At 61.4% G+C, this 24,771-nt stretch carries 24 protein-coding genes and 1 pseudogene; 16 read left to right on the plus strand and 9 right to left on the minus strand.

Features of this window, described 5'->3' with window-relative positions; translation table 11 throughout:
* The first annotated feature begins 86 nt into the window (after nucleotides 1-86).
* The 6 genes from phnF to ASD52_RS04340 all read left to right on the plus strand — a co-directional run bounded on the left by phnF (nucleotide 87) and on the right by ASD52_RS04340 (nucleotide 3,991).
* Complete coding sequence (gene phnF, locus ASD52_RS04315; RefSeq protein WP_107028367.1) at nucleotides 87-818, plus strand: phosphonate metabolism transcriptional regulator PhnF; 732 nt, start codon at nucleotides 87-89, stop codon at nucleotides 816-818.
* Between the two features lie 144 nt (nucleotides 819-962).
* Nucleotides 963-1,373 (plus strand): hypothetical protein, encoded by a 411-nt coding sequence (locus ASD52_RS04320; RefSeq protein WP_210179266.1) that lies wholly within the window; start codon nucleotides 963-965, stop codon nucleotides 1,371-1,373.
* A 120-nt stretch (nucleotides 1,374-1,493) separates the two neighbouring features.
* Nucleotides 1,494-2,093, plus strand: coding sequence for a hypothetical protein (locus tag ASD52_RS04325; RefSeq protein WP_057223103.1), 600 nt, complete (start codon nucleotides 1,494-1,496; stop codon nucleotides 2,091-2,093).
* On the plus strand, nucleotides 2,090-2,683 hold the full coding sequence (locus ASD52_RS04330; protein WP_057223105.1) for a hypothetical protein: 594 nt from the start codon (nucleotides 2,090-2,092) through the stop codon (nucleotides 2,681-2,683). Before ASD52_RS04325 ends, ASD52_RS04330 begins: the two co-directional genes overlap by 4 nt.
* Before the next feature lie 13 nt (nucleotides 2,684-2,696).
* Nucleotides 2,697-3,236, plus strand: coding sequence for a hypothetical protein (locus ASD52_RS04335; protein WP_057223108.1), 540 nt, complete (start codon nucleotides 2,697-2,699; stop codon nucleotides 3,234-3,236).
* Between the two features lie 224 nt (nucleotides 3,237-3,460).
* Nucleotides 3,461-3,991, plus strand: coding sequence for a dihydrofolate reductase family protein (locus ASD52_RS04340; RefSeq protein ID WP_057223110.1), 531 nt, complete (start codon nucleotides 3,461-3,463; stop codon nucleotides 3,989-3,991).
* A 133-nt stretch (nucleotides 3,992-4,124) separates the two neighbouring features.
* Here ASD52_RS04340 and ASD52_RS04345 read toward each other — a convergent pair whose 3' ends face one another.
* Complete coding sequence (locus ASD52_RS04345) at nucleotides 4,125-5,414, minus strand: hypothetical protein (protein ID WP_057223438.1); 1,290 nt, start codon at nucleotides 5,412-5,414, stop codon at nucleotides 4,125-4,127.
* Nucleotides 5,415-5,660: 246 nt separating this feature from the next.
* On the opposite strand from ASD52_RS04345, the gene ASD52_RS04350 reads away from it, so the two are divergent.
* Complete coding sequence (locus ASD52_RS04350) at nucleotides 5,661-7,055, plus strand: selenium-binding family protein (protein WP_057223111.1); 1,395 nt, start codon at nucleotides 5,661-5,663, stop codon at nucleotides 7,053-7,055.
* A 33-nt stretch (nucleotides 7,056-7,088) separates the two neighbouring features.
* Nucleotides 7,089-7,721, plus strand: coding sequence for a hypothetical protein (locus ASD52_RS04355; RefSeq protein WP_057223113.1), 633 nt, complete (start codon nucleotides 7,089-7,091; stop codon nucleotides 7,719-7,721).
* Between the two features lie 46 nt (nucleotides 7,722-7,767).
* Here the strand turns inward: ASD52_RS04355 and ASD52_RS04360 are convergent, their stop codons facing one another.
* The 6 genes from ASD52_RS04360 to ASD52_RS04385 all read right to left on the minus strand — a co-directional run bounded on the left by ASD52_RS04360 (nucleotide 7,768) and on the right by ASD52_RS04385 (nucleotide 15,501).
* Nucleotides 7,768-8,496, minus strand: coding sequence for a glutathione S-transferase family protein (locus ASD52_RS04360; RefSeq protein WP_057223115.1), 729 nt, complete (start codon nucleotides 8,494-8,496; stop codon nucleotides 7,768-7,770).
* Between the two features lie 30 nt (nucleotides 8,497-8,526).
* On the minus strand, nucleotides 8,527-9,108 hold the full coding sequence (locus ASD52_RS04365; protein WP_057223116.1) for a VOC family protein: 582 nt from the start codon (nucleotides 9,106-9,108) through the stop codon (nucleotides 8,527-8,529).
* A 207-nt stretch (nucleotides 9,109-9,315) separates the two neighbouring features.
* Nucleotides 9,316-11,454: a methylmalonyl-CoA mutase gene (scpA, locus tag ASD52_RS04370; RefSeq protein ID WP_057223120.1), complete on the minus strand. Its 2,139-nt coding sequence runs from the start codon at nucleotides 11,452-11,454 to the stop codon at nucleotides 9,316-9,318.
* 178 nt (nucleotides 11,455-11,632) lie between these two features.
* On the minus strand, nucleotides 11,633-13,636 hold the full coding sequence (locus tag ASD52_RS04375) for an acetyl/propionyl/methylcrotonyl-CoA carboxylase subunit alpha (RefSeq protein ID WP_057223128.1): 2,004 nt from the start codon (nucleotides 13,634-13,636) through the stop codon (nucleotides 11,633-11,635).
* A gap of 30 nt (nucleotides 13,637-13,666) precedes the next feature.
* The gene (locus tag ASD52_RS04380) at nucleotides 13,667-13,957 is read right to left on the minus strand and encodes a hypothetical protein (RefSeq protein ID WP_025429057.1); all 291 of its coding nucleotides are present in this window, start codon (nucleotides 13,955-13,957) and stop codon (nucleotides 13,667-13,669) included.
* Nucleotides 13,958-13,968: 11 nt separating this feature from the next.
* The gene (locus ASD52_RS04385) at nucleotides 13,969-15,501 is read right to left on the minus strand and encodes an acyl-CoA carboxylase subunit beta (protein ID WP_057223130.1); all 1,533 of its coding nucleotides are present in this window, start codon (nucleotides 15,499-15,501) and stop codon (nucleotides 13,969-13,971) included.
* A gap of 141 nt (nucleotides 15,502-15,642) precedes the next feature.
* Between ASD52_RS04385 and ASD52_RS04390 the strand changes: the two genes are divergently transcribed.
* From ASD52_RS04390 to mmsB, 4 genes are all read left to right on the plus strand, one after another.
* On the plus strand, nucleotides 15,643-17,061 hold the full coding sequence (locus tag ASD52_RS04390; protein ID WP_057223131.1) for an XRE family transcriptional regulator: 1,419 nt from the start codon (nucleotides 15,643-15,645) through the stop codon (nucleotides 17,059-17,061).
* 122 nt (nucleotides 17,062-17,183) lie between these two features.
* Nucleotides 17,184-18,326 (plus strand): isobutyryl-CoA dehydrogenase, encoded by a 1,143-nt coding sequence (locus tag ASD52_RS04395; protein ID WP_057223132.1) that lies wholly within the window; start codon nucleotides 17,184-17,186, stop codon nucleotides 18,324-18,326.
* Between the two features lie 12 nt (nucleotides 18,327-18,338).
* Complete coding sequence (locus ASD52_RS04400) at nucleotides 18,339-19,403, plus strand: enoyl-CoA hydratase/isomerase family protein (protein ID WP_057223133.1); 1,065 nt, start codon at nucleotides 18,339-18,341, stop codon at nucleotides 19,401-19,403.
* A 55-nt stretch (nucleotides 19,404-19,458) separates the two neighbouring features.
* Nucleotides 19,459-20,355, plus strand: a complete 897-nt coding sequence (mmsB, locus tag ASD52_RS04405) for a 3-hydroxyisobutyrate dehydrogenase (RefSeq protein ID WP_057223135.1) — start codon at nucleotides 19,459-19,461, stop codon at nucleotides 20,353-20,355.
* 70 nt (nucleotides 20,356-20,425) lie between these two features.
* On the opposite strand, the gene ASD52_RS04410 is transcribed toward mmsB, so the two are convergent.
* The gene (locus ASD52_RS04410; protein ID WP_057223136.1) at nucleotides 20,426-20,836 is read right to left on the minus strand and encodes a 4-oxalocrotonate tautomerase family protein; all 411 of its coding nucleotides are present in this window, start codon (nucleotides 20,834-20,836) and stop codon (nucleotides 20,426-20,428) included.
* 105 nt (nucleotides 20,837-20,941) lie between these two features.
* Between ASD52_RS04410 and ASD52_RS04415 the strand changes: the two genes are divergently transcribed.
* Nucleotides 20,942-21,805, plus strand: coding sequence for a LysR substrate-binding domain-containing protein (locus ASD52_RS04415; RefSeq protein WP_057223137.1), 864 nt, complete (start codon nucleotides 20,942-20,944; stop codon nucleotides 21,803-21,805).
* A 22-nt stretch (nucleotides 21,806-21,827) separates the two neighbouring features.
* Here the strand turns inward: ASD52_RS04415 and ASD52_RS04420 are convergent, their stop codons facing one another.
* Nucleotides 21,828-22,577, minus strand: coding sequence for an SDR family oxidoreductase (locus ASD52_RS04420; RefSeq protein WP_057223138.1), 750 nt, complete (start codon nucleotides 22,575-22,577; stop codon nucleotides 21,828-21,830).
* Between the two features lie 425 nt (nucleotides 22,578-23,002).
* Between ASD52_RS04420 and ASD52_RS39710 the strand changes: the two are divergent.
* The 3 genes and pseudogenes from ASD52_RS39710 to ASD52_RS04435 all read left to right on the plus strand — a co-directional run.
* Nucleotides 23,003-23,678: pseudogene (locus ASD52_RS39710) on the plus strand (tyrosine-type recombinase/integrase); the annotation flags it as partial.
* Nucleotides 23,679-23,957: 279 nt separating this feature from the next.
* Nucleotides 23,958-24,521, plus strand: a complete 564-nt coding sequence (locus ASD52_RS04430; protein ID WP_057223139.1) for a type IV toxin-antitoxin system AbiEi family antitoxin domain-containing protein — start codon at nucleotides 23,958-23,960, stop codon at nucleotides 24,519-24,521.
* On the plus strand, nucleotides 24,511-24,732 hold the full coding sequence (locus tag ASD52_RS04435) for a hypothetical protein (RefSeq protein ID WP_057223140.1): 222 nt from the start codon (nucleotides 24,511-24,513) through the stop codon (nucleotides 24,730-24,732). The genes ASD52_RS04430 and ASD52_RS04435 overlap by 11 nt, the downstream gene beginning before the upstream one ends.
* Nucleotides 24,733-24,771 lie beyond the last annotated feature (39 nt).

Consider the following 24,771-nt stretch of genomic DNA (forward strand, 5'->3'; position numbering starts at 1 on the left):
TTCACCTCAAATGTCTATTGATCTAGACAAGTGCACATCTTATACTTTTCCTTAGCGTCCGCAAATGACAGGCTTGTGACATGGCAATGCGAAAAGTGGTTGAACGGCAAACAGGGGTCGCGCTCTGGCGCCAGATCGCAGACCGGATCCGGCTGGCGATCAGCAATGGCGACTACGACGCTGCCGGCATGGTGCCGCCGGAAACGGTCCTTGCCGGCGAGTTCGGGGTCAACAGGCATACGGTCAGGAGTGCACTGGCAGCCCTTGCCGAGGAAGGGTTGGTTCGTGCCGTCCAGGGCCGCGGCACGATGATCGAGCGCAAGGAGAGGGTGAGCTATCCGATTTCCCGCCGCACCCGCTTCTCGCAGGGTCTCGGCCGGCAGGTAAAGGAGATCGGTACCCGCCTGCTCGGCCATGCCGAACTGAAGGCATTTGGCGACATCGCCTCGGCACTGGGTATCGCGCCGGGTGAACCGGTGATCGAATTGCGCACCGTCAGCAGCGGCGATGGCCGGCCGCTCTCCGTTTCGTCAAGTTACTATCCCGCCGCCCGGTTTCCCCGCATGGCGGAAGAGTTCGAGCAACGGCATTCCGTAACCAAGGCGTTTGCCGCCCACGGCCTTGACGACTACGTGCGCGTTTCGACCGAGATCGTCGCCCGCCATGCCGACAGCGACGAACTCTCGATGCTGAAACTCTCGGCTGGCGCGATCGTGCTGGAGGCGCAGTCGGTTAATGCGGACCTCGACGGCAAGCCGGTGGAGTATTCCCGCAGCTGTTTTGCCGCCGACCGAATGAAACTGCGGATCGAAACGTAATCCTCCGGGTTGCGCTAATTTGCTTTTGCCTGCAAAAGTTGCTCTTCGTATCCGAGTCGACCAATAGGAAATGTCTGAACGGATTGGTGGAGACGAGCTTCGGTGAGCGGACGTATAGGCGTACTGGTTCTGATCGGTGCTTTGTTGCTGGCGGCGCAATCTGCGCGGGCGGACGATCGCGGATTTTCCGGTCTCTGGCGCGACGTCGGCGCGAAGCCCGCCGGCTGTGAAGGCTGCCTCAGCATCGTCCGGCACGGCACTGTCTTGACCATTGTCAGCGAGGCCGGTTGGTCAGCCACCGCGACCGCTGACAGCTATGTCTATGCGTCTTACGCCAGCGGAGCCGGACGGTGGCAGCCCGACATCGGCGCCAGAGATGCAGATGCACCGTTCGAGGTGTATCTCGCGCTTGGAGGCAACCGGTTGTTCGTCATGCTGATGACGAAAAACGATCGTGGTCCGTCACTCCCTGTCAAGCTCATCTATGAGAAGCGCCCGCCCGCCGGAGATGAGAATCTAGGCGAGGTCCGCAAGATCAACATGAGTAGCGACTGATACCGGTTTTGCCCGTTGTGAGACATTGGCGGGCGGTCGAAAAGGCTCAGCACTTTGATTTCCTGGCAAAGTCATACTATCTTGCGGTTGTAGGAGCGATCAAACCTGGGCGGAGGTGCAATGTCGATCGCGCAACGGTCGAAATTGAAGCGGCGTCTTCTGGCGATGCTCGTGACGGGCATCGGAGGCATGGCGGCTGCGGCCGTCTCCTTCGCTACCGCAGTCTATGAGGCGGCCAATCCCGCTCCCGTTGAGCTTGCCAGGAAGGGCGAGCCAATCGACACAGGTCGTTGGGTTGTCACGATAAACAATGCCTCGATGGCGGAAGTTCCCCCTACGGGAACCAAGCCTATCGACCCCAAGCGGTTTCTGACGGTTGACCTTGAACTCGACAATCGCTCGGCCGCGACAAGCAATGCGTTCATGCAGCTCGTCTCGATCGAGACGCCAACCCCGGCCACACTTCCCGAGCCGGTCTACTACCTCGCCCGTGACAAATGGATCGCGAGCGAAATCAACCCTGGCATGCCGGAGAAGCTCATCGCTGTTTGGGAATGGCCGGAGGGTTTGCCGATCCCGAAGGCGCTACGCCTTTCGATCGCCAAGCAGATTTACAAACCGCGCGACAATCTCTATGGCGCGCCCGGATGGTTTAATGACGGCAAGGCCGGCATCGTCGAACTGGCCGTAAGCGGGCAAACGGACGAGGCAGTGCAATGATCGCCGGGTTGCGTTCAATCCTGTTGCTCGGGCTTGGCGCTCTTTTGCTCTACGCCATGCAGCACAACACGCCGGGCTATGGCGATATCACGTCGCCGATCGCGATCCGTGGCAAAGCGGGTGAGCGGGTGGAAAGCCATGCCTTTGCCTATGGTGCCGCGAACGTGCATCTGGCGCGGGCGGTCAAGACCGAGAGCTTCGGACGGGTGCGCGACTATTCAAGCTCGGGTGTCTGGTTGATCATCGAAGGTGCAGCGGTTGCCAAAAAAGAGAGCCTGACGTTGCTGTCAGCGGAATGGTTGTCGCCAAGCGGCATCCGCTATGCCCTTAGTCAACGCTTCTCGACCATGCGTGGCTATCTGCCGACCGAGCGACTGGAGCCGGGCTTGCCCAAGCCGGTGCTCGTGGCATTCGAGTTGCCCGAGACGGCGATCAGCGGCGGTCGTCTGCTCATCGCGCGCTCTGGCCTGACCCCTCTCGGCGAGGAGCTTTGGATCGAGTTCGACCAGAAGGCACTGGTGGAAATCAAACCATCGATCACGCTTGCGCGCGGCAGCGGCAGCATGCCGTGGACGCTGGCTGCAAAATGAAGAGAGGCAGGTCATGAGCGAAAGACGCCTGTTCTGGACCTGCCTCGTGGCACTCGTCGCCGTGCTGCCATTGGCGATCGCCGTCCACGCCTGGGATAGTTTGCATGAGATGCCTTTGTTTTCCGGTAAGCGCGACATCATCGTCGAAAGCGGTGTGGTCCAGCCCTATGCGGGCGGGCAATGGAAGCTTGCGGATCTGAAACGACTGCCCGGTCCGTCTGATGACGCGCGTGTTGTTCTAGCGGAATTCGAGAGCGAACCGAAAGATCTGGCAATGCTGGCCCAGAGTGCGTGCCGGGTCCGGCTGGTGGATGCGGAGGGGCGGCGCTTCGAGCCCTTGATGCTGACGGAACCAATCGTTCGCGAGATGTATCCCGAGGTGGCGGATCGCCCGCGCTGTTCGAGCCTCGCTTTTGCAAATGCCGGAAACGGCGGCACAGTCAGAATGGCGGAAAGTTTTATGGTGCCGGCCAAGGCAAGCGATCTTTCGCTCGTGGTCGAGGTTTTGGGAGCAGACGACGGCGCGATGGTGTTCAAGTGGAAGCGTAGTTAGTGGATAGAATCTGACGCCTGGTACCCGCGCAGAAACCTCCGTCCTCATGGAAGGGCGTTCCGATTCTGGCCGGAAGCAGATCCGAATGTCACAGGAGGGTCGTTAGCGAACCTTTTGGTTATTCATCACACCGACAAGGCGGCGAACAGTTTGCGCCCAACCTCACTTTTGCGTAACGGTGGCCCAAGGTTATTCTGAAGACCCTGGATCGGAGATCTTACAGCATGGCGAAGCTTGTATTCGGAATGAACCTGTCCCTGGACGGCTACGTCGACCACCAGGAGTTTGCGCCAGGTCCCGCGCTCTTTCGCCACTGGATAGAGCATGTGCGCGACCTGACCGGCAGTGTGTACGGTCGCCGCATGTACGAGGTTATGCGTTACTGGGACGAAGACAGTCCTGACTGGGACGCGGACCGGCACGAATTTGCCGCAGCGTGGCGGAGCCAACCGAAGTGGGTTGTGTCGCGCTCGCTGAAGTCAGTCGGTCCCAACGCCACACTTGTCGAGGATGACGTCGAGGCGCTGATACGTGGGCTGAAGGCCCAGCTCGTTGGGGAGATCTCAGTTTCGGGACCAGACCTGGCACGAAGCCTGACCGACCTTGGTCTTATCGATGAGTATCGACTCTATCTCCATCCGGTCGTGCTTGGTCACGGCAAGCCATTCTTCGCCGGCCCCCGGCCGCCGCTTCGTTTTGTGGCCAGCGATCTGATTGGCGATGACGTGATCAGGTTGACCTACGTTCCTGCCTAATCACGCAACTCGCCCGACGGCTTCGCGTCGACGCGTCAGGCCCGCTTTGGGCCAAACTTCCACTTTCGTCGCTAGCCGAAGATCGGACATAAGGTGCGACCATAGAATCGCACGCCTGCAGCAATTCAAAGTGCTACAGCGACCTTTGCGCGTCTAATAGGACGCGTGTCGCTGTAGGGGCCTCCGCAGGTGTTGCGCGCGAAATGGCTCGTTCGAGCATGGCTGCCAGCAGCGAGATGCGCATGGCATCGAGCAAGATGCCGCCGTCGAGATCGCTGGGACTGCCGATGAAGACGACCAGGATGCTGAATACAAACTCCCAGGTCGCGAACTCTTCGACGCCGAGCAGGCGCGTTGTTGCAAACCAGAGCCAGGCCCCAAGCCAACCGATCAGGCGATAGGCGACGATGAAGGTGAGCAAGGTTGCAAGCCCTGCGCCGAGTGTCAGCTTCAGGCAGGTCCAGACCGGCCCATAACGCGAGCGATAGTCGCTGATGAAGTGTTCGAGAAAATCGATGAGCCATTTGCGCCAGCTCCGTGCACTGGTCCGTGCCGGCATGGTGCGGGGACCGGCCGCGGAAAGTTCATAGCCGTTGATGATTGCCGCCATCACCAGCCAGACCATCGGCAAGAGGGCATAGAAGAACAGGCTCTGCGCCTGTGTCAGCCAGTCGGGCTGGCGAAATTCGACGGGTATGAAGTTCTCCGCGGCATAGGCAACGCCGATCAGTTGCAAGCTGTTGCCCCAATCAAGAGTGCTCAGCAGTTTGCCGGCGCCGAGCCAGGTGATGAATTGATCCTTCCAGATCGAGAGCCCGTAAAGACCGATAAAGATCCAGCTCGCGTCGGCGGCAACGATGATCAAGCGCCAAGCTGGCGCCTCGCTCTTTTTGCTTATGCGCTTGGCGGCCCAGCGCACCAACCAGCAAACAGCGATGGACAGGAGCAGGCCGCTTGAACTGAGGATGTTAAAGAAATCGGCCTTCTCGCCGAAGGCGACCTTGGCGAGCGCGAGCCGGGAATATTCACGCACCGTGTTGCCCAGGAAGCCCCACGCCGCGTAATAGGCGAAAAAAGGTAAAATCGCTGCTGCGGTTACGGCCAGCAAGCGCCGATCGTTGCTGCCGGATTTGCCTGACGAGACCGGCGCGCTCTTCGTCTGCCGGAGCGATTCCAGCGCGGGCAATCCCGGACGCAGGGCTAGAAACATCAGGACGACGATGATGAGCTTGGCAAGGACGACGAGCGACAGCACCACCATGCCGCCGAGCGGGTGGCGCAAGCCCACCTCGACCGCGGCACGCAGCAGCAGGTCTCGCACGATATAGCCTGCCGCCCCTATCAGGAGCAGTTGCGGCCAAAAGCGGGCAAGCAAACGTCCCATGAGGCCAATGGGACCGAGCGCATCTGCTATCGACGTCATGACCAGAACATAAGTGCACTTTGGCCAGAGCACAACCATGGCGCCCCATACCAAGATCCAGACAGAAGATAGGGCGACAAGCGGGGCGGTAAGCCCCAGGCGATGATCGATGCAATGCCCGACAGGAAGCCGCATCTCTCCTTTTGAGGAAATGAGGCAATGCGCCGCATTTCCGACGCGTTTTTGCCGCATCACCAAAGCCTGCATCAGGATCCACGCATTGGGAATTCTCCAGGGAGAATGGAAATGGCGACGTGGCGACCCGATCCTTCTTTTTATCCTTCACCACGCATGGCGGCCAAGGCTCCCAAGGAAACCTTGGCCTATGTCGCAGCCTTCGATCCTGAGCGAGCGAGGCCGGATGCTATCGCCGTGGTTGATGTCGACCCGACGTCACCGAGCTATTCGCAAATCGTTGCACAGGTCGACATGCCGAACGTTGGCGATGAGCTCCATCATTTCGGCTGGAACGCCTGCTCGTCCTGTCTTTGCCCCAATGCGCCGCACCCGCATGTCGAGCGCCGCTATCTCGTAGTGCCGGGATTGAGATCCTCGCGGCTCCACATCATCGACACCAAGCCGGACCCGCGCAATCCGAAGATCATCCGCGTGATCGAGCCTTCCGAAATTGCCGAAAAGGCGAACTATTCGCGGATGCACACCGTCCATTGCGGCCCCGAGGGCATCTACGTCAACGCGCTCGCCGACCGCGACGGCAATGCGCCCGGCGGCATCTTTCTCTTGGATCACCGGAGTTTCGACGTGCTCGGCCAATGGGAAATGGATCGTGGACCGCAGAAGCTCGCCTATGACTTCTGGTGGCATCTCGGTCACGACACGCTGATTACCAGCGAATGGGGCACGCCGGACACCTTCGAGAACGGGTTGGTTCCGGAAGTGTTGCTCGGTTCGAAATACGGCCGCAGGCTGCACTTCTGGGATCTGCACAAGCGCAAGCACTTGCAGGAGATCGACCTCGGCGAGGAGCACCAGCTCATCTTTGAACTGCGCCCGGCCCACGATCCGACCAAGGCCTATGGCTTTGTCGGCTGTGTCATCAGCCTCAAGGACCTCTCGGCATCGATCTGGACCTGGTATCGCGACAAAGACCAATGGGCGGTCAAGAAGGTGATAGAGATCCCGGCGGAGCCCGCCGATCCGGATCTCCTGCCGCCCGTGCTCAAGGGCTTCGGCGCGGTCGCGCCGCTCGTCACGGACATCGACCTATCGATGGACGATCGGTTCCTTTACGTTTCCTGTTGGGGCACCGGAGACATGATCCAGTATGATGTTTCCGACCCATTCGCGCCGAAGGAGACGGGCCGGGTGCGCATCGGTGGGATCGTCTCACGTGCGACCCATCCGAAGGCTGCAAACGGAGCGTTGAGCGGCGGGCCGCAAATGGTGGAGATCAGCCGGGACGGCAAGCGGGTCTATTTCACCAATTCGCTCTATGGCGCAATCGACCCGCAATTCTATCCCGACGGTATCGACGGGTGGATGGTCAAGCTGGATGTCAATGAGGGCGGCGGGATCGCGTTTGACGAGAATTTCTTCGTCGATTGGCCGAAAGGCCATCGCCCGCATCAGGTTCGCCTGGAAGGCGGGGACTGCTCGTCCGATTCCTACTGTTATCCATGAGGAGGGTGCGGGCGTGCGGCCCTACCATGGCGAATGACGACCTTCTGGCCATGGCTTTCGCTTGCCGGCCTCGGCGCCTTTCACGGTCTCAATCCGGCGATGGGCTGGCTCTTCGCCGTGGCGCTGGGGCTTCACCGCCAGAGCCGGCGGACCGTCTGGTTGTCCCTTTTTCCCATTGCGATTGGCCATGCGATTTCCATCGCGACCGTGTTGGTGGTGGTCATCGTATTCGGCGCAGCCCTGGATCTGGACAGCTTCAGGCTTGCCGCCGCCTCGCTCATACTTGGCCTTGCCGCCTACGGCGCCGTTTACGGACACCGCCAACGCGTCAGAGTGGGAATGCGAACCGGCATGGCCGGCCTTGCGTTCTGGTCCTTCCTGATGGCAACGAGCCACGGGGCGGGGTTGATGCTGGTGCCCGCAGTGCTCAGCCTCTGTCTTGCCGATCGCTCCGGCGACCTCGCAATGCCGATGGTGAGCTCACTCCCGGTCGCGCTTGCCGCCCTTGCGGTGCATAGCGGCGCCATGCTCGCGGTCATCGCGGCGGTCGCGCTCGCGGTCTTCGAGTGGCTTGGTCTCGCGGCCCTGCGCTCGGCGTGGATCAACTTCGATCGTCTTTGGACATTGGCGCTCGGCGCGACCGGCATAGCGCTTCTTGTCCAATGAACGGCCGCTGCCGCCATTGCGGTTCTTCTCCCGCATCCGCTCTCACTCATTCTATTCGATCACGTTTATTTCCTGTCAGTTCCTCTTGCCTCTGGGCTCTCACGTAGTCGATATAGCCGCGAACATCTGCGGCGGGTTCGGAGTAGGCGTTGCCGAGCGATTTCTCGATCGCCGCCATATAGGTCGCCGCCCAGGCCGGCAGGGAATAGTCGATTACCGCGAGGAATTCGAGCGTCGCTGCAAGCCTCATGTCGGCAATCGACGGTTTGGTGCCACCGATGAAGGGTTTCTCGCCCATATAGAACGTGTGGAAGACTTCGAGCGGTTCGGCCAGCGCCTCCGCAGCTTGCTTGCGCGCATGCTCCTTAGTGTCGGCGTCTGCATCACTATAGCCGACTTCGCCCGGATATTGTGGGAACTTGAGCACCGGATAAGTGGCGCGCGCGAGATAGGGATAGAAGGTGCCGATCAGGTAGAACATGGCGCTGTCGATCATTGCGCGCGCCTCGGGATCCTTCGGATAAAAGTCGTTGAGCCCGTGCTTGTTGCAGAGATACTGCATGATCGCGCAGCTTTCCCACAGTGCGCCCTTGGGCAAATCCGCCGTTTCGATCATCGGCGTCAGGTGCGAAGGCGCCCTCGCCAGATACTCGGCCGAGCGCGTCAGCCCATAAACGTCATGCTCGCTGAAATCGAGTCCTGCGGCGCGAACGAACACGCGGGCCGTCAGGTTGTTGACGCTGGGCTTGATGACATTGAGTTTGATTGCAGACACGAGTGTTCCTCCCTTTTTTCGCGGGGGTGCTCAGTACGGATTCCTGGGCACCCGATCGGTTGACAATGAAGGCCGGTTCCGCTCGACCAAGGCCTCGATGGCATCGGCGAGATGCTCCTCGGCGATGGCGTAGTCGCTGCGGGCGACGCGAATCCGGTGCGCTTCCATCAGCACCTCGGCATGCGTATGGCCGGCCGGCGGTTCGAACCGATAGGACGCAAGCTCGATCAGCAGGCCAAGCGGGTCCTCGAAATAGATCGAATCCATAAAGCCGCGATCCTTGACGCCGCTATTGCGGATCTCCCGCTCGTTGAGACGGTCGACCGCCTGCTGGAACGTCGCGCGCGAGACGGCGAAGGCGATGTGATGCACGCAGCCAATATCCGTCGATGTCCGATCGGGATTGGGCTTGCGGGCCTCGTCGGTGAAGACGGTGATCAGGCGGCCATCGCCCGGATCGAAATAAAGATGGCTTTCCGCCGCCCTGTCGAGGTTCGGTTGCTCGAAGATGAAGGGCATGCCGAGCACGCCCTCCCAGAAGTCGATCGACGTCTGGCGGTTCGCGCCGACGAGCGTGATGTGATGGACCCCTTGCGATTGAAGTTTGCGCATTGCCGTCCTCCCGCAGATTGAACCCCGGCGGAAAAACGGTCCTTGGACAATTGTGCGCGCCGCTCGGGTTCCAGACAGCAATGTTACACCCGTTTCGACTTCGGCTCTTGCTTGTCGAACACCGAGCGGACTGGAAGGAGCCCTATTGTGCGCTGCCCCGTCCGTCCTTTGACGAAGGCACCGATGGAATCCCGGTGCAGTCAGGCTTCAGATATTTCGACGCTTGCCTTCGATCAGGTCGAGCACCGCGCGGGCGGCATCAAGGACATTCGTGCCCGGGCCGAAGACGGCGGACACGCCGTTGTCCATCAGATACTCGTAATCCTGCCGTGGGATGACGCCGCCGCAGATGACGATGATATCCTCTCCGCCGCGCTTTTTCAGGGCATCGGCAAGCTGCGGCATCAGGGTCTTGTGGCCGGCGGCAAGCGATGACACACCGATGACGTTGACCTTGCTGGCAAGCGCCAGGTCTGCCGCCTCTTCGGGGGTCTGGAACAGTGGACCGGCCAGAACATCAAAGCCGATATCGCCAAAGGCCGAGGCGATCACCTTGGCGCCGCGGTCGTGGCCGTCCTGCCCGAGCTTTGCCACCATGATCTTCGGCTTGCGGCCGAGCTTGCCCGAGACTTCGCCCAGCCGCTCGGTAAGCACCGCCAGTTCAGGCTCACCCTCATAGGCCTTGCCATAGATCTTGCTGACCACCTTGGGGGTTGCTGCATGGTCGCCGAAGGCCGCGCGCATCGCGTCGGAGATCTCTCCGACGGTTGCCCGGGCACGGGCCGCCTCGACCGCGGCGGCCAACAGATTGCCGTCACCTGTGCGGGCAAATTCGGTGATGGCGGCCAGTGCCTTTGCCACATCCAGCGAATTGCGCCGACGCTTGGTTTCCTCGATCCGGCGGATCTGGGCGGCACGCACGGCGGTGTTATCGATCTCCAGGATGTCGATCGGCTCTTCGTTGTCGAGACGGTATTTGTTGACGCCGACGATCACTTCTTCGCCCTTGTCGACCGCCGCCTGCCGGCGGGTGGCCGCCTCTTCAATCAGCCGTTTCGGCAGTCCGGCATTGACCGCCTCGGTCATGCCGCCCATCGCCTCGATCTCTTCGATCAGCGCCCAGGCTTTTTCCGCCAGCTCGTTGGTGAGGCTCTCGACATAATAAGAGCCCGCCAGCGGATCGACGACCTTGGTCACGCCTGTCTCATGTTGCAGGATCAGCTGGGTGTTGCGGGCGATGCGCGCCGAAAACTCGGTTGGCAGCGCAATCGCCTCATCGAAGGAATTGGTGTGCAGCGACTGGGTGCCGCCAAGGGCGGCCGACATCGCCTCGAAGGCGGTGCGGATGATGTTGTTATAAGGATCCTGCTCCTGCAGCGAGACGCCTGACGTCTGGCAATGGGTGCGCAGCATCAGCGACGACGGCTTCTTCGGTTCGAACTCCGTCATGATCCGCGTCCACAGCAGCCGCGCTGCCCGAAGCTTGGCGGCTTCCATGAAGAAGTTCATGCCGATGGCGAAGAAGAAGGAGAGGCGACCGGCGAACTCGTCGACGTTCAGGCCCTTGGCAAGGGCGGCGCGCACATATTCGCGGCCATCGGCGAGCGTGAAGGCGAGCTCCTGCACCAGCGTCGCGCCGGCCTCCTGCATGTGATAGCCGGAGATCGAGATCGAGTTGAACTTCGGCATCTCCTTTGCCGTGTACTCGATGATATCGGCAACGATGCGCATCGAGGGTTCCGGAGGGTAGATATAGGTGTTGCGGACCATGAACTCCTTGAGGATGTCGTTCTGGATGGTCCCCGACAGCTTGTCGCGCGAAACGCCCTGTTCCTCGCCGGCGACGATGAAGGAGGCGAGGATCGGGATGACAGCACCGTTCATGGTCATCGATACCGACATTTCCTCCAGCGGAATGCCGTCGAACAGGATCTTCATGTCTTCGACGCTGTCGATCGCCACGCCCGCCTTGCCGACGTCGCCCTCGACGCGCGGATGATCGCTGTCGTAACCGCGATGGGTGGCAAGGTCGAAGGCGACCGAAAGGCCTTTCTGACCGGCAGCGAGGTTCTTGCGGTAAAAGGCGTTCGAGGCTTCTGCCGTCGAGAACCCGGCATATTGCCGGATCGTCCAGGGCCGACCGGCATACATCGTCGCGCGCGGGCCGCGCAGGAAAGGCGCGAAGCCCGGCAGGGAACGAAGGTGGCCGATGCCGTCGAGATCGTCAGCCGTGTAGAGCGGCTTGACGGCGATGCCTTCCGGCGTCTGCCAGGTAAGATTTTCCGGCGCCGTCTTGAGTTCGCGCTCGGCGAGGTTTTCCCAATCTTTCACGGTCTTATCGCTCATCGGTAACTCCTTGGCCCAAAGGGCACCTTTCGGACCTCATCCCTGTGCCTGTCACAGGGATCCAGTCACGCGATGTCTCTCGCGTGAAGAAATGATCTCGTGCACCGCGCACGCGGCGCTGCTGGATTCCTGCGACAGGCACAGGAATGAGGGTGAGGACGTGATTGCACAGCAACCATCATTCGAATTCCATGATCAATTCGTCGACCGCGAGGCTCGCGCCCGCGGTAACGGCCACGCGCTTGACGGTGGCGCGCTTCTCGGCGCGCAGGATGTTTTCCATCTTCATCGCCTCGACAATTGCCAGCGACTGACCCGCTTCCACGGTATCGCCGGCCTTGACCGAGACCGAGGTGATGACGCCGGGCATCGGGCAGAGCAGCATCCGGGAGGTGTCCGGCGGCAGCTTCTTCGGCATCAGCTTGGCAAGCTCGGCGACGCGCGGGCTCCTGACCCGGGCAATCACGTCGATGCCGCGCCAGCGCAGCCTGATCGCCGTACCCGTCAGTTCCACCTTCACCCTCATCGGCTGATTGTCGATGTTGAAGGTGGCGAGCGTGCGGCCCGGCGTCCAGTCGCCGGCGATCGAGGCGGACGTGCCGTCTTCGAAGCGGACATAGGCGCCATCGGCCGAAGCGCCCGAAGTCAACGCAAAGTCCATATCGGCAAGATTGACCACCCAGTCATAGCCGACGATCCGGCGATGGTTGCCGATCGTGCCGGAAATCTGGCTGGCACGTTCCTGCAGGACCTGGTTGATGGAAACGGCGATCGCCGCCAGCTTGCGTGCCGATGCTTCGTCCGGCGTCACGCCAAGAAAGCCGTCGGCAAATTCCTCGGCGATATAGGCGGTGGTCAGGCGGCCGTCGCGAAAGCGCTGTTGCTGCATCACGGCAGAGAGGAACGGCAGGTTGTGACCGATGCCTTCGACCTCGAACTGGTCGAGTGCTTCTGCCATGGCCTCGACGGCCGTCAGGCGGTCCGGTCCCCAGGTGCAGAGCTTGGCGATCATTGGATCATAATACATCGAGATCTCACCGCCTTCGAAGACGCCGGTGTCGTTGCGGATCACTGTGCCGTCGTCGTTTGCACCTTCCACAGGCGGGCGGTAGCGCGTCAGCCGGCCGATCGAGGGCAGGAAGTTGCGATAGGGGTCTTCGGCATAGAGTCGGCTCTCGATCGCCCAGCCGTTGAGCTTCACATCCGCCTGGCCGAAGGTGAGCTTTTCGCCGGCCGCAACGCGGATCATCTGCTCGACAAGATCGAGGCCGGTCACGAGTTCGGTGACCGGGTGTTCCACCTGCAGGCGGGTGTTCATCTCGAGGAAATAAAAGTTGCGATTGCCATCGACGATGAACTCGACCGTGCCGGCCGAATGGTAGCCGACGGCCTTTGACAGTGCCACGGCCTGTTCGCCCATGGCCTTGCGGGTGGCGGCATCCAGGAACGGCGAGGGGGCTTCCTCGATGACCTTCTGGTTGCGGCGCTGGATCGAGCATTCGCGCTCGCCGAGATAGAGCGTGTTGCCGTGCTTGTCACCGAGCACCTGGATTTCGATATGGCGCGGTTCGGTCACGAATTTTTCGATGAAGATCCGGTCGTCGCCGAACGAGTTCTTTGCCTCGTTCTTCGAGGACTGGAAGCCTTCGCGCGCTTCCTGGTCGTTCCAGGCAATGCGCATGCCCTTGCCACCGCCGCCGGCCGACGCCTTGATCATCACGGGATAGCCGATCGATCCGGAGATCTTCACGGCCTCATCGGCATCCGCAATCAAGCCCATGTGACCGGGAACGGTGGAGACGCCAGCTTCGGCCGCAAGCTTCTTCGAGGTGATCTTGTCGCCCATCGCCTGGATTGCGCCAACCGGCGGGCCGATGAAGGCGACGCCTTCCTTCTCGAGCGCTTCGGCGAAGGCGGCATTTTCCGACAGGAAGCCGTAGCCGGGATGAACCGCATCGGCGCCGGTCTTACGGATCGCCTCGATGATCTTGTCGATAACGATATAGGACTGCGCCGAAGGCGAGGGGCCGATATGAACGGCCTCATCCGCCATGCGTACGTGCATGGCATCGCGGTCGGCGTCGGAATAGACGGCGACGGTGGCGATGCCGAGTTTCTTCGCGGTCCTGATGACGCGGCAGGCGATTTCGCCACGGTTGGCGATGAGGATCTTCTTGAACATGCGTTTCTCTTTCAAATCCTTGGTGTCGCGTCAGCGTTTGAATTTGCGCCGATAGGGCAGGAGTGCGATCGACGATGCCGCAACGGCGCCGCCAAAGAGCAGCGCAAACGGCACGACGACCATGGCCGTGGCGAGGATGGGGCTAGTGGAGCGGGCGATATGGGTGCCGACCGCACCGATGTTGAGCCAGATCAGCACGCCGGCGACGGTCGCGCCGGTCGCAAGGCCATAGAGCGCATTGACCGCCAGATAACGCAGCATCTCGCGATGGTCGCGGCGGGCCTCTTCCGGTGTCATGATGCGTTCGCGTTCCGGCTCCATGATTGCCTCCATCATAAGGGGATCGTGTCGTGCTTGCGCCAGCGGACATCGACCTGCTTGTTGCGAAGCGAGGCAAAGGCGCGGGCGATGCGGCGGCGCGAAGAGTGGGGCATGATGACTTCATCGATGAAACCACGTTCTGCGGCGACGAACGGATTGGCGAAGCGCTCTTCGTATTCCTTCGTGCGCGCCGCGATCTTCTCGGCGTCGCCGAGTTCGGAGCGGTAGAGGATCTCGGTCGCGCCCTTGGCGCCCATCACCGCGATCTCGGCGGTCGGCCAGGCATAGTTGACGTCGGCGCCGATATGCTTGGAGGCCATGACGTCATAGGCGCCGCCATAGGCCTTGCGCGTGATCAGTGTCACCATCGGTACGGTTGCCTGACTGTAGGCGAAAAGCAGCTTGGCGCCATGCTTGATGACGCCGCCATATTCCTGGGCGGTGCCCGGCAGGAAGCCCGGCACATCGACGAGGGTCAGGATCGGGATCGAGAAGGCGTCACAGAACCGGACGAAGCGGGCCGCCTTGCGCGAACTATCGATATCGAGGCAGCCGGCAAGGACCATCGGCTGGTTTGCGACGACGCCGACGGTCTGGCCTTCCATGCGAATGAAGCCGGTGATGATGTTGCGCGCGAAACTCTGCTGCAACTCGAAGAAATCGCCCTCGTCGGCAAGCGCAAGGATCAGCTCCTTCATGTCGTAGGGCTTGGCAGCACTATCGGGAATGAGGCTGTCGAGCCTGCGTTCCAGCCGCGACGGGTCATCATGAAACGGCCGGACCGGCGGCTTCTCGCGATTGTTGAGCGGCAGGAAGTCGACGAGCAGGCGCACATGCTCAAGCGTCTCGACGTCGTTTTCGTAGGCCGCGTCGGCGACAGACGACTTTTTCGTGTGCGTGCCGGCGCCGCCAAGCTCTTCGGCAGTGACAATTTCGTTGGTGACGGTCTTCACCACGTCGGGGCCGGTGACGAACATGTAGGATGAGTCACGCACCATGAAGATGAAGTCGGTCATTGCCGGCGAATAGACGGCGCCGCCAGCGCAGGGGCCCATGATCACCGAGATCTGCGGAATGACGCCCGATGCCTCGGCATTGCGGCGAAAGACTTCGGCATAACCTGCAAGTGAGGCGACGCCTTCCTGGATGCGCGCACCGCCTGAATCGTTGAGGCCGATGACCGGCGCACCGTTCCTGACTGCCATATCCATGATCTTGCAGATCTTCTGCGCGTGGGTTTCCGACAGCGAGCCGCCGAGCACCGTGAAGTCCTGGGAGAACACATAGACCTGCCGGCCATTGATCGTTCCCCAGCCGGTGACGACACCGTCGCCGGCCACCTTCTGGCTGTCCATGCCGAAGTCGACGCAGCGATGCGTGACATACATGTCGTATTCCTCGAAGGAATCTTCATCGAGCAGAACCTCGATGCGCTCGCGTGCCGTCAGCTTGCCTTTGCCGTGCTGGGCGTCGATCCGGCGCTGGCCGCCGCCGGCTCTTGCCTCCGCCCGGCGAGCTTCGACCTGTTCAAGTATGGCGCGCATAATTCCCTCCCGGTTTTTCCGTGATTGTGCAGAGGCGTTTGTCGCTTCGCAATAGCGTCGAAGGAAGGATGGTAAAACGCCCGTTCATGTGCAAATGTGAAATAGAGAATATTGCGAAATGTAAATTGCAAAGTTGCGAATATGGCGATCGGCAAACTCTATATCGGCCGCAAGGTCCGGGAACTTCGGGATGCAAACCGGGCGACGCAGGGGCAATTCGCCGAGCGCATCGGCATCTCCACCAGCTACCTGAACCAGATCGAGAACAACCAGCGGCCCGTATCGGCTTCCGTTCTTCTCGCACTCGCCGAAAAGTTTCAGATCGATATTGCCGAACTTTCGACCGGGGAGGGCGACAGGCTGCTGTCTGCCCTGTCGGAGGCGCTCAGCGATCCGCTGTTTGAGACCTATTCGCCGAGCCTGCAGGAATTGAAGCTGATCACCCAGAATGCGCCGGGGCTTGCGCATGCGCTGATCAGTTGTCACCAGGCCTATCGCCGCAACAGCGAGCAACTGGCCAGCATCGACGATACCATCGGCCGCGGCGGGTCTTCGGTGGAGACGACGCCCTATGAAGAAGTTCGCGACTTCTTCCATTTCGTCGACAACTATATTCACGATATCGACGTTCTCGCCGAGCGACTTGGAGGCGAACTCGGGCTTGGCGAGGGCGATAACCACGCGGCGCTGGCAGCCTATCTCGAGCAGCGCCACGGCGTGCGTGTCTTGCGGGGTGCAGCCGGCGACGAGGCGATCCGGCGCTACGATCCGCGTGCGCGTCTGTTGACGCTGAACCCCTATGCTCCGGCCGCGACACGCGATTTCCAGATTGCACTGCAGATCGCTCAACTGCACGCCCGAGAAGAGATTGACCGGGTGGCCGGCGGCGCCGGTTTCCGCACGGAGGAAGCCTACGAGATCTGTCGCATTGGACTGCAAAACTATTTCGCCGGTGCGCTGATCCTGCCTTACCAGGCCTTTCACAAGGCGGCGCGCGAGCTCCGGCACGACGTCGAGCTGCTGGCGGCGCGTTTCGGTGCGTCGCTCGAGCAGGTCTGTCATCGGCTGTCGACGCTGCAGCGTCCGGGCCAGAAGGGCGTGCCGATCTTCTTTGCCCGCATCGATCGGGCCGGCAACATCACCAAGCGCCATAGTGCGGCCAAGCTGCAGTTTGCCCGTTTCGGTGCGGCATGTCCGCTCTGGAACGTGCATCAGGCGTTCGAAACGCCCGGCCGCATCATTCGTCAGCTCGCTGAGACGCCTGATGGTGTGCGCTACCTTTGCCTTGCAACGCAGATCACCAAGGGCGGTGGCGGCTTTCGCGCGGCACAACCGCGTTACGCCTTGGCGCTCGGTTGCGAGATCTCCTACGCCGACGCCTTCGTCTATGCCGACGATCTCGATCTCGGCAACCGCGCGGCGTTCGATCCGATCGGCATATCCTGCCGGATCTGCGAGCGCACGAAATGCGCCAGCCGCGCCGTACCACCATTGAAGCGAAGGCTGATCGTCGACCATGACATGCGCGGCGCTCTGCCGTATCGTCTGAGTGAAAGCTAATGGACTTTGGCGGGGATCTGTTCGTTTTTGAACAGAACCTGTGAGAAGTTGCACCTGTGCCTGTACGGAATTTGGTGTAACTAGCCCCAATCGTTCAATATGCGGTCAGGGAGGACATGCATATGGATTTTCATCTGTCAGAGGAACAGGAAGCCATCCGCCAGATGGCGCTCGACTTCGCTCGTGAGGAATTGGCGCCTAACGCCATTGAGTGGGACCAGGAAAAGCATTTCCCGGTCGATAAGCTGCAGGCCGCAGCCGCCCTCGGCATGGCAGGCATCTATATCAGCGACGATGTCGGCGGCACCGGCCTGACGCGGCTCGACGCCGCAATCATCATCGAGGCGCTGGCAACCGGCTGCCCGGCGGTTGCCTCCTTCGTTTCCATTCACAACATGTGCGCCGGCATGATCGACCGCTATGGCACCGACGAGCAGCGCCATCGGCTGCTGCCGAAGCTGCTGACGATGGAGACGCTGGCGAGCTACTGCCTGACCGAGCCGGGATCCGGTTCGGATGCGGCAGCGCTCAAGACCAAGGCAGTCAAGGACGGTGACAGTTACGTGCTGACCGGCCAGAAGCAGTTCATCTCCGGTGCCGGCGTGTCCGGTCTCTATGTGATCATGGCGAGAACCGGTGAGGACGGGCCGAAGGGCATCTCCACCTTCGTGGTGGAAAAGGATGCGGCCGGCCTCACCTTCGGCGCGAACGAGAAGAAGATGGGTTGGCATGTGCAGCCCACCCGCGCCGTGATGCTCGACGGCGTGCGGATCCCCGCTGAAAACCGCCTCGGTGCCGAGGGCGACGGCTTCAAGATCGCCATGGGCGGGCTTGACGGCGGCCGGCTGAACATTGCCGCAGCCTCGCTCGGCGGTGCGCAGGCTGCCTTCGACCGGGCACTGGCCTATGTTCAGGAGCGCCGCGCCTTCGGCAAGGCGATCGGCGAATTCCAGGCACTGCAGTTTCGCCTCGCCGATATGGCAACCGATCTCGAAATCGCCCGTACCTTCCTCTGGCGCGCGGCCGCGGCCCTTGATGCCGGTGACCCCGAGGCGACGAAACTTTGCGCCATGGCCAAACGCTTCGTCACCGATCGCTGCTTTGCCGTCGCCAACGACGCGCTGCAGCTCCATGGCGGCTATGGCTATCTCGCCGACTACGGCGTCGAGAAGATTGTCAGGGACCTGAGAGTGCACCAGATACTCGAGGGTACCAACGAGATCATGCGGCTTATCGTGGCGCGCTCGATCTTCGGCCGGAAATAGGAAGGGCTTTTCATGGAAATGCAGGCGGTAGCACCGGAAGTCATCGTCGAACGCCAGGGCGCAATCGGCCGCATCCGGCTCAATCGCACAAGGGCGTTGAACAGCCTCAACGTTCCGATGATCCGGCTGATCGCCGAGGCGCTGACCGAGTTCGAGAGCGATCCGTCTGTCGCGGCCGTGATGGTGACGGGTGAAGGCGAGCGCGGGCTTTGCGCCGGCGGCGACATCCGCATGATCTATGAGAGCGGACGCGAGCGGCCGGCCGAAGGTGCGCAGTTCTGGCGCGAGGAATTCGTCGTCAACAGCCGGATTTCCGCTTACCCGAAGCCCTACGTCGCCATCATGGATGGTATCGTCATGGGCGGCGGTGTCGGCATCTCGGCACATGGCAGCCACCGTATCGTCACCGAGCGCACCCGGCTTGCCATGCCGGAAACCGGCATCGGCTATTTCCCGGATGTCGGCGCCACCTGGCTGCTGCCGCACGCGCCCGGCGAATTCGGCACCTATCTCGGGCTTACCGGCCGCGACATCGGCGCCACTGATGCAATCCATGCGCGCCTTGCCGACCATTATGTGCCGACCGCCAAGCTCGATGAACTGTTCACTGCCCTTGCCACGCTGCCGCTTTCAGCCAAGGCCGCGGATGTCGATGCCGCAATTCAAGGGGTGGCCGAGCAGGTTCCGACATCGCCGCTCGCGGCGCATCTCAAGGCAATCGACCGGTGCTTTGCCTTCGATACGGTCGAGGAGATCCTTGCCGCGCTCGAGGCGGAAGACAGTGACTTCGGTTGGGAAACGCTGGCGCTGCTTCGCTCGCGTTCGGCGCTGAGCATGACGCTGACGCTCGATCTCCTGCGTGCCGGACGCAACAGCGCCTCGCTCAACGAATGCCTCGAGCGGGAATATTCGGCCACGCTCGGCATGCTTTCCAATCCCGATTTCTATGAGGGCGTGCGTGCCGCCGTCATCGACAAGGACCGCAACCCGAAATGGTCGGTGGGCCTGTCCGATGTGACGGAAGAGAAGCGCGCGCAATTTACGAACCGAGATCACCTGCCATTGTTTGTCGCCTGAGGGAGCCAGTCGCTCCGGTTGGCGTCGGTCGAATTGCAATTCAGGAGGAGTGAAGATGACGAAGATCGCCTTTATCGGGCTTGGCAACATGGGCGGCCCAATGGCCGCCAATCTGGTGAAGGCCGGCCACGCGGTGACCGGTTTCGATCTGTCGGAGGCATCGCGCAACGCTGCGGCAAAGACGGGTGTTTCGGTTGCAGGTTCGATCACGCATGCGGTGCGCGAGGCGGAATGCATCATCACCATGCTGCCGGCTGGCGCCCATGTGCTCTATGTCTGGGATGAACTGCTTGGCTTCGTTGATCCCGGCACTTTGCTGATCGATAGTTCGACCATCGACGTCGACAGCGCTCGCAAGGCGCATGCGCTTGCCGACAAGGCCGGATGCCTGTCGCTCGACGCGCCCGTTTCGGGTGGCACCGGCGGGGCCGCCGCCGGCACGCTCACCTTCATGGTCGGCGGTACGGATGATGCCTTTTCCCGCGGCAAGCCGCTGCTCGACACCATGGGCAAGAAGATCGTTCATTGCGGTGACGTCGGTGCGGGCCAGGCGGCAAAGATCTGCAACAACATGATCCTTGGCATTTCCATGGCCGGAGTCTGCGAGGCCTTTGTACTCGCCGAGCGCCTCGGCCTGTCGCATCAGGCATTGTTCGATGTTGCGTCGACTTCGTCCGGTCAATGCTGGTCACTGACGACCTATTGCCCGGTACCGGGGCCGGTGCCGACATCACCTGCCAACAACGACTACAAGCCCGGTTTTGCAGCAAGCCTGATGCTGAAGGATCTGAAGCTGTCGCAGCAAGCGGCAAGCACAAGCGGCGCCTCGACGCCGATGGGCGCGCAGGCAGCGCAGCTTTATTCCATGTTCGAGAAACTCGGCCATGGTGGCGAAGACTTTTCCGCGCTCATTCATCTGCTGCGCGGCAATGAGGAAGCAAAGCCCGGCTGACCGGCGTAACCGGTATACGGCGTCGACGCGAGCCGGCGCCGTATATTTTTGACCATCCCAGACGTGGCGGCTAAACCGCCGCTTTGAGTTGGTTGCTGATGTAGCGAAACTCCTGCGTCTTGCCTTCGAAACCATAGGCGGCAGCCGAGACCTCGTGCACGAGGATATAGCTTTCCGGATGCACGTTGCCGAGCAACTGCTGAAAACCGGCGAAGACCGCTTGAAGGTAGCTTGCCATCTCCTGCTTGGTGTTGGTGCCGTCCACAACCTTGATATCAAGCCAGAAGCTGTTGGCGCCCTGTTCAGCGAGCGAGCGGCCGCCGGCGAACCAGTGAAGCGGATCGGCATAATTGACGACGATGGCCGTAATCGTCGGATCCTTGCGCAAATGCGTGGCCGTCAGCTCGCTGACGACGGTGGCGATGCGTTGGGACAGCGCAGCGTCGGCCTTGCCGGTGACGGTGACATTGATGATAGGCATGATTGGCTCTTTCAAGTGTCGGTTGGTGTTGAAGCCAATCTCGCAGTTCTGTTGGAGCAATTAAATCGAATTGTTTTTGAGTAATAGTTCGATTATTGTGAAGTTATGCAGACGCTTGATCCAGACCTGTTGCGCACATTCCTGGCCTTTGCCGAAAGCGGCTCGCTGGCGCATGCCGCCACGGTCGTCGGACGCACCCCTTCGGCGGTCACTGCCCAGATGCAGCGGCTGGAGGGTCTGATCGGCGAGGCGTTGCTGGCACCATCCGGGCGTGGCCGGGTGCTGACGCCAGCCGGTGAAGATGTCGTCGTCCACGCCCGCAAGATCCTCGACGCTCACCGTGACGCGTGGCTCAGCCTCAAGGGCGCACGTACTGACGGACGCGTGTCGCTCGGCTGCACCCAGGATTTTGCCGACAGCACGTTGCCGGGGCTGTTGCAACAGTTTGCACGCGCACATCCGCGGGTGCGGCTGGATCTGCGGGTCGGCCGTTCGAAAGAGCTCGTGGCTCAGTATGATCTGGGCGCGGTGGACGTGATGATCGTCATGCGGCAAGGCGGGGCGTTCGACGAAGTCGCGGTGCTGTGCGAACCGATGGTCTGGCTGTGTGCATCGCCCGATATCATGCCCGTCGCCGAGGAATTGCCGCTTGCCGTCCTCGATCCGCCCTGCGGTTTCCGCTCAGCCGCGGTCGATGCGCTTGAGGGAAGTGGCCGGCCCTACCGGATAGCAGCGACAAGCCCGAGCCTCTCCGGGCTTCGTGCCGCGGTTCGTGGCGGCATCGCGCTGACGGCGCGAACCGAACGCTTCGTCGGCGAGGGTGTGGCGATTGCGCCCGAAAGGTTGGCGCTGCCGGCCTTGCCTGATGCCGAGTTCAGCCTGCGTCTCAAAGCCGGCGCCGAAAAGGCCGCGACCACGCTGGCGAGCCTTCTTGGCGACGGACTTTCAAAAGCGGTTTCTGCGCCCTGATAGTTGCTTCGAGTGCCGCGGCTTACATCTGAACCGTCATGCCGCCATCGACCGTCAAGGTGATACCGTTGACGAAGCTCGAGGCTGGTGACGCGAGGAACACGGCGGCAGGTGCGATCTCCTCCGGCCGGCCCCAGCGCTTCAATGGGATGCGGACATCAACGAATTGCTGCAACACGGGATCGGCGGCAAGCGCGGCATTGGTTTCCGTTGCAAACCAGCCGGGCGCGATCGCGTTGACCGTCAGGCTGTCCGAGCCGAGTTCGACCGCAAGCGATCGCGTCAATGCTTCAAGCCCGCCCTTCGCCGCAGTATAGGCAGGGTCGCCGGCGCGGGCTGCAAAGGCCGCGATCGAGGTGACGAAGATCAGCCGTCCGGTGTCCGATTGCCGGAGATAGGGCAGCGCTGCCTTCGCCATCCCGTAGGCAGCAGTCAGATCGGTGTTGATCAAGGCCGCAAAGCCGGCAGCATCCATCTCGTGCGTACCGCGGCGGTCGCGCTCACCGACGGCGTGGATCAGAATATCTAGCCTTCCGGTACTGCCTGTCGCCGCGGCCAGTATCTCGTCTACATCTGCCGCCACGTCGCCGGGCGCGGTATCAAGCGTGATGCCTTCACTCGCGGCCTGTCCGCGCGCCGCCTCCAATGCCGAGCGATTCCGGCCATTGATCGCCACCGATGCGCCCGCCTTGGCAAGCGCTTTTGCCATCTCAAAGCCAAGTCCGCGGCCACCGCCGGTGACGAGAGCTGATTTGCCGTTGAGATCGAACATATGTACCTCGGTGACTTGTCATCGCGGTCGAAACAACGCCATGTCTCGACATCCAACGTTTAGCGCGTGTTGCCGTGTCAGCCAACCTGGAGGTTTGACGGCGACAATGAGCGTCGCCAGTCAGTGCCCGGATCGGCGTGGTGCGGGCTTTCACGGATACGGAGTGCACGGTCAGTGGGGAAGAACAGGTGACCGACGCGCCCCGTTTGCTAAGGCCCAGCGTATATTGGTGGCAGTCAGCGCCTTGGCGTGCAAAATGGCACGACGGCGGCCGTGCGGGAAAATGCCCGGCATGCACGCCGACACCATAGATACTGTCACGCGAGTATAGCCCTGTCGGCAGTTAGGTCCTCCAATTGGAGGATTTGCACGGATGCATTTCTGCTATTTTCTATTTCCGGATAAGAGCGTGTCAGTAATATGGGCTCACCGCCGCTCCGATGGCTGACAGCACGCGCTCCATGCGGCGTTCCATCTTCGAGCGAGAACTTCTGCCGGTATGGCGCAATCGTCTCCTGACGGAGATCACGCCCGACGATCTACGAGCCCATTGCGGGAAAATCGTTGAACGCGGCGCTCCGGCGACGGCCATCCACGTGCGAGACATCCTGTGAAGTAGATCTACGGATTTGCCATCCTGCACGGAGAGAAGGTCGCGAACCCGGCAGCCGAAGTGGGACCGGCGTCGATCACCACTTTCGTGCCGAAAGACCGCGCGCTCTCATCCTCTGAAATTCGAGTGGTGCTGAAGCAACTCGACCACATCGCCACGCTTCCCACGATCCGTTTGGGAATGCGGCTCTATCTCCTCACGATGGTACGCAAGAGCGAGCTGCAGAACGCGTATGGGACGAGGTCGACTTCGAGAATGCGGTCTGGACGATCCCCAAGGAGCGGATGAAGCGCTCCAAGGCGAATAACGCCTGTCGCGCCAGGTACGACATTATGATCGCCCTGAAGACCTGTGCAGGGAATTCAAGATATCTGCTGCCGTCGCGGTATCACGCGGATGCTCCGATGTCGCGCGCCACCTTGAACCGGGTGACCTCCGCAGTCGTCGAACGGGCGAAAGCGGAAGGTTTGCCACTGGAGCCGTTTACCCACGTTCTGGGAAGGGGACATGCCGCTAGGGCTTGATGGCTGACGTAGTGGCGGGCTCTGACCGCACGTTCGTTCTTGACCTCCAGGGACGGGGACGTAATGTTCTATATTCGTTCTAGTTTGGGGTAGAAGTCAAGGAGCAGGTGAGCATGGGTGTTTTTCAGAGGCGAATGTGTTAAAACCTCTGCTGGTATGATTTTTAGCAGAGGAAACATCACGAAAGTGGACACGGCTGGCACCCAACGGGCTCGCGCATTGGAACTCCTGAAAGCCCGGCATATGCTGCGGCTGAAAGATTTCGCCGCGCACGGCATTGGCTCAGAGACGCTCGCGCGCCTGGTACGAGATGAAGAAGTCGTTCGTCCGGCGCGCGGCCTCTACCAGCTTCCCGACGCTGCGGCCGACGCACGACATGCCCTGGCCGAGGCATCGGCGCTTGTGCCGAGAGGGATCGTCTGCCTGACCTCGGCGCTGCAATTTCATCAGCTGACGCTGCAAATGCCGTCGGCGGTCTGGATGGCCATCGATCGAACGGCTTGGCGCCCCAAGATCGACTATCCGCCTATCCGTTTCGTACGCTTCACCGGCACCGCTCTCGCCGAGGGTGTCGAACGGCATCGCATCGAGGGGGTCGACGTGCCGATCACAAGTCCGGCGCGTTCGATCGTCGATTGCTTCCGTTATAGGACGAAAGTCGGCCTCGATGTTGCGATGGAGGGGCTGCGCGAGGGGCTCCGGCGGCGCAAAACCACAAGCGACGAACTCTGGACATACGCGAAGAGGGCCAGAATCTGGTCGACCATGCGACCCTATGTCGAAGCGACGGTGGCTGATGGCGCGTGAACCGAAGAAAAACGTCGGGGCATCAGTGCGCGCCCGGCTTCTGGATCGGTCCCGCGCGGAGCGCACGGACTTTCAGATCCTGCTGACGCGCTACGCGCTCGAAAGGCTCCTGTACCGGCTGAGCCTATCCGCGCATCGCGACCGCTTCATCCTAAAGGGCGCGATGCTGTTCGTAACGTGGGTCGCCGACCCCGTTTCGGCCGACGCGTGATGGCAGAAGGCCGCGCAGGTTATGGCCCGAAGAGCGATC

The sequence above is a fragment of the Ensifer sp. Root142 genome (genome assembly GCF_001426785.1).
GTDB classification, from domain to species: domain Bacteria; phylum Pseudomonadota; class Alphaproteobacteria; order Rhizobiales; family Rhizobiaceae; genus Ensifer; species Ensifer canadensis.

What these genes read in the sequence shown, in the direction of transcription:
- phnF (WP_107028367.1), top strand. Translation starts at nt 87, where the DNA reads ATGCGAAAAGTGGTTGAACGGCAAACAGGGGTCGCGCTCTGGCGCCAG.
- ASD52_RS04325 (WP_057223103.1), top strand. Translation starts at nt 1,494, where the DNA reads ATGTCGATCGCGCAACGGTCGAAATTGAAGCGGCGTCTTCTGGCGATG.
- ASD52_RS04330 (WP_057223105.1), top strand. Translation starts at nt 2,090, where the DNA reads ATGATCGCCGGGTTGCGTTCAATCCTGTTGCTCGGGCTTGGCGCTCTT.
- ASD52_RS04335 (WP_057223108.1), top strand. Translation starts at nt 2,697, where the DNA reads ATGAGCGAAAGACGCCTGTTCTGGACCTGCCTCGTGGCACTCGTCGCC.
- ASD52_RS04340 (WP_057223110.1), top strand. Translation starts at nt 3,461, where the DNA reads ATGGCGAAGCTTGTATTCGGAATGAACCTGTCCCTGGACGGCTACGTC.
- ASD52_RS04345 (WP_057223438.1), bottom strand. Translation starts at nt 5,414, where the DNA reads ATGACGTCGATAGCAGATGCGCTCGGTCCCATTGGCCTCATGGGACGT.
- ASD52_RS04350 (WP_057223111.1), top strand. Translation starts at nt 5,661, where the DNA reads ATGGCGACGTGGCGACCCGATCCTTCTTTTTATCCTTCACCACGCATG.
- ASD52_RS04355 (WP_057223113.1), top strand. Translation starts at nt 7,089, where the DNA reads ATGACGACCTTCTGGCCATGGCTTTCGCTTGCCGGCCTCGGCGCCTTT.
- ASD52_RS04365 (WP_057223116.1), bottom strand. Translation starts at nt 9,108, where the DNA reads ATGCGCAAACTTCAATCGCAAGGGGTCCATCACATCACGCTCGTCGGC.
- scpA (WP_057223120.1), bottom strand. Translation starts at nt 11,454, where the DNA reads ATGAGCGATAAGACCGTGAAAGATTGGGAAAACCTCGCCGAGCGCGAA.
- ASD52_RS04375 (WP_057223128.1), bottom strand. Translation starts at nt 13,636, where the DNA reads ATGTTCAAGAAGATCCTCATCGCCAACCGTGGCGAAATCGCCTGCCGC.
- ASD52_RS04380 (WP_025429057.1), bottom strand. Translation starts at nt 13,957, where the DNA reads ATGGAGCCGGAACGCGAACGCATCATGACACCGGAAGAGGCCCGCCGC.
- ASD52_RS04385 (WP_057223130.1), bottom strand. Translation starts at nt 15,501, where the DNA reads ATGCGCGCCATACTTGAACAGGTCGAAGCTCGCCGGGCGGAGGCAAGA.
- ASD52_RS04390 (WP_057223131.1), top strand. Translation starts at nt 15,643, where the DNA reads ATGGCGATCGGCAAACTCTATATCGGCCGCAAGGTCCGGGAACTTCGG.
- ASD52_RS04395 (WP_057223132.1), top strand. Translation starts at nt 17,184, where the DNA reads ATGGATTTTCATCTGTCAGAGGAACAGGAAGCCATCCGCCAGATGGCG.
- ASD52_RS04400 (WP_057223133.1), top strand. Translation starts at nt 18,339, where the DNA reads ATGGAAATGCAGGCGGTAGCACCGGAAGTCATCGTCGAACGCCAGGGC.
- mmsB (WP_057223135.1), top strand. Translation starts at nt 19,459, where the DNA reads ATGACGAAGATCGCCTTTATCGGGCTTGGCAACATGGGCGGCCCAATG.
- ASD52_RS04410 (WP_057223136.1), bottom strand. Translation starts at nt 20,836, where the DNA reads ATGCCTATCATCAATGTCACCGTCACCGGCAAGGCCGACGCTGCGCTG.
- ASD52_RS04415 (WP_057223137.1), top strand. Translation starts at nt 20,942, where the DNA reads ATGCAGACGCTTGATCCAGACCTGTTGCGCACATTCCTGGCCTTTGCC.
- ASD52_RS04420 (WP_057223138.1), bottom strand. Translation starts at nt 22,577, where the DNA reads ATGTTCGATCTCAACGGCAAATCAGCTCTCGTCACCGGCGGTGGCCGC.
- ASD52_RS04430 (WP_057223139.1), top strand. Translation starts at nt 23,958, where the DNA reads ATGCTGCGGCTGAAAGATTTCGCCGCGCACGGCATTGGCTCAGAGACG.
- ASD52_RS04435 (WP_057223140.1), top strand. Translation starts at nt 24,511, where the DNA reads ATGGCGCGTGAACCGAAGAAAAACGTCGGGGCATCAGTGCGCGCCCGG.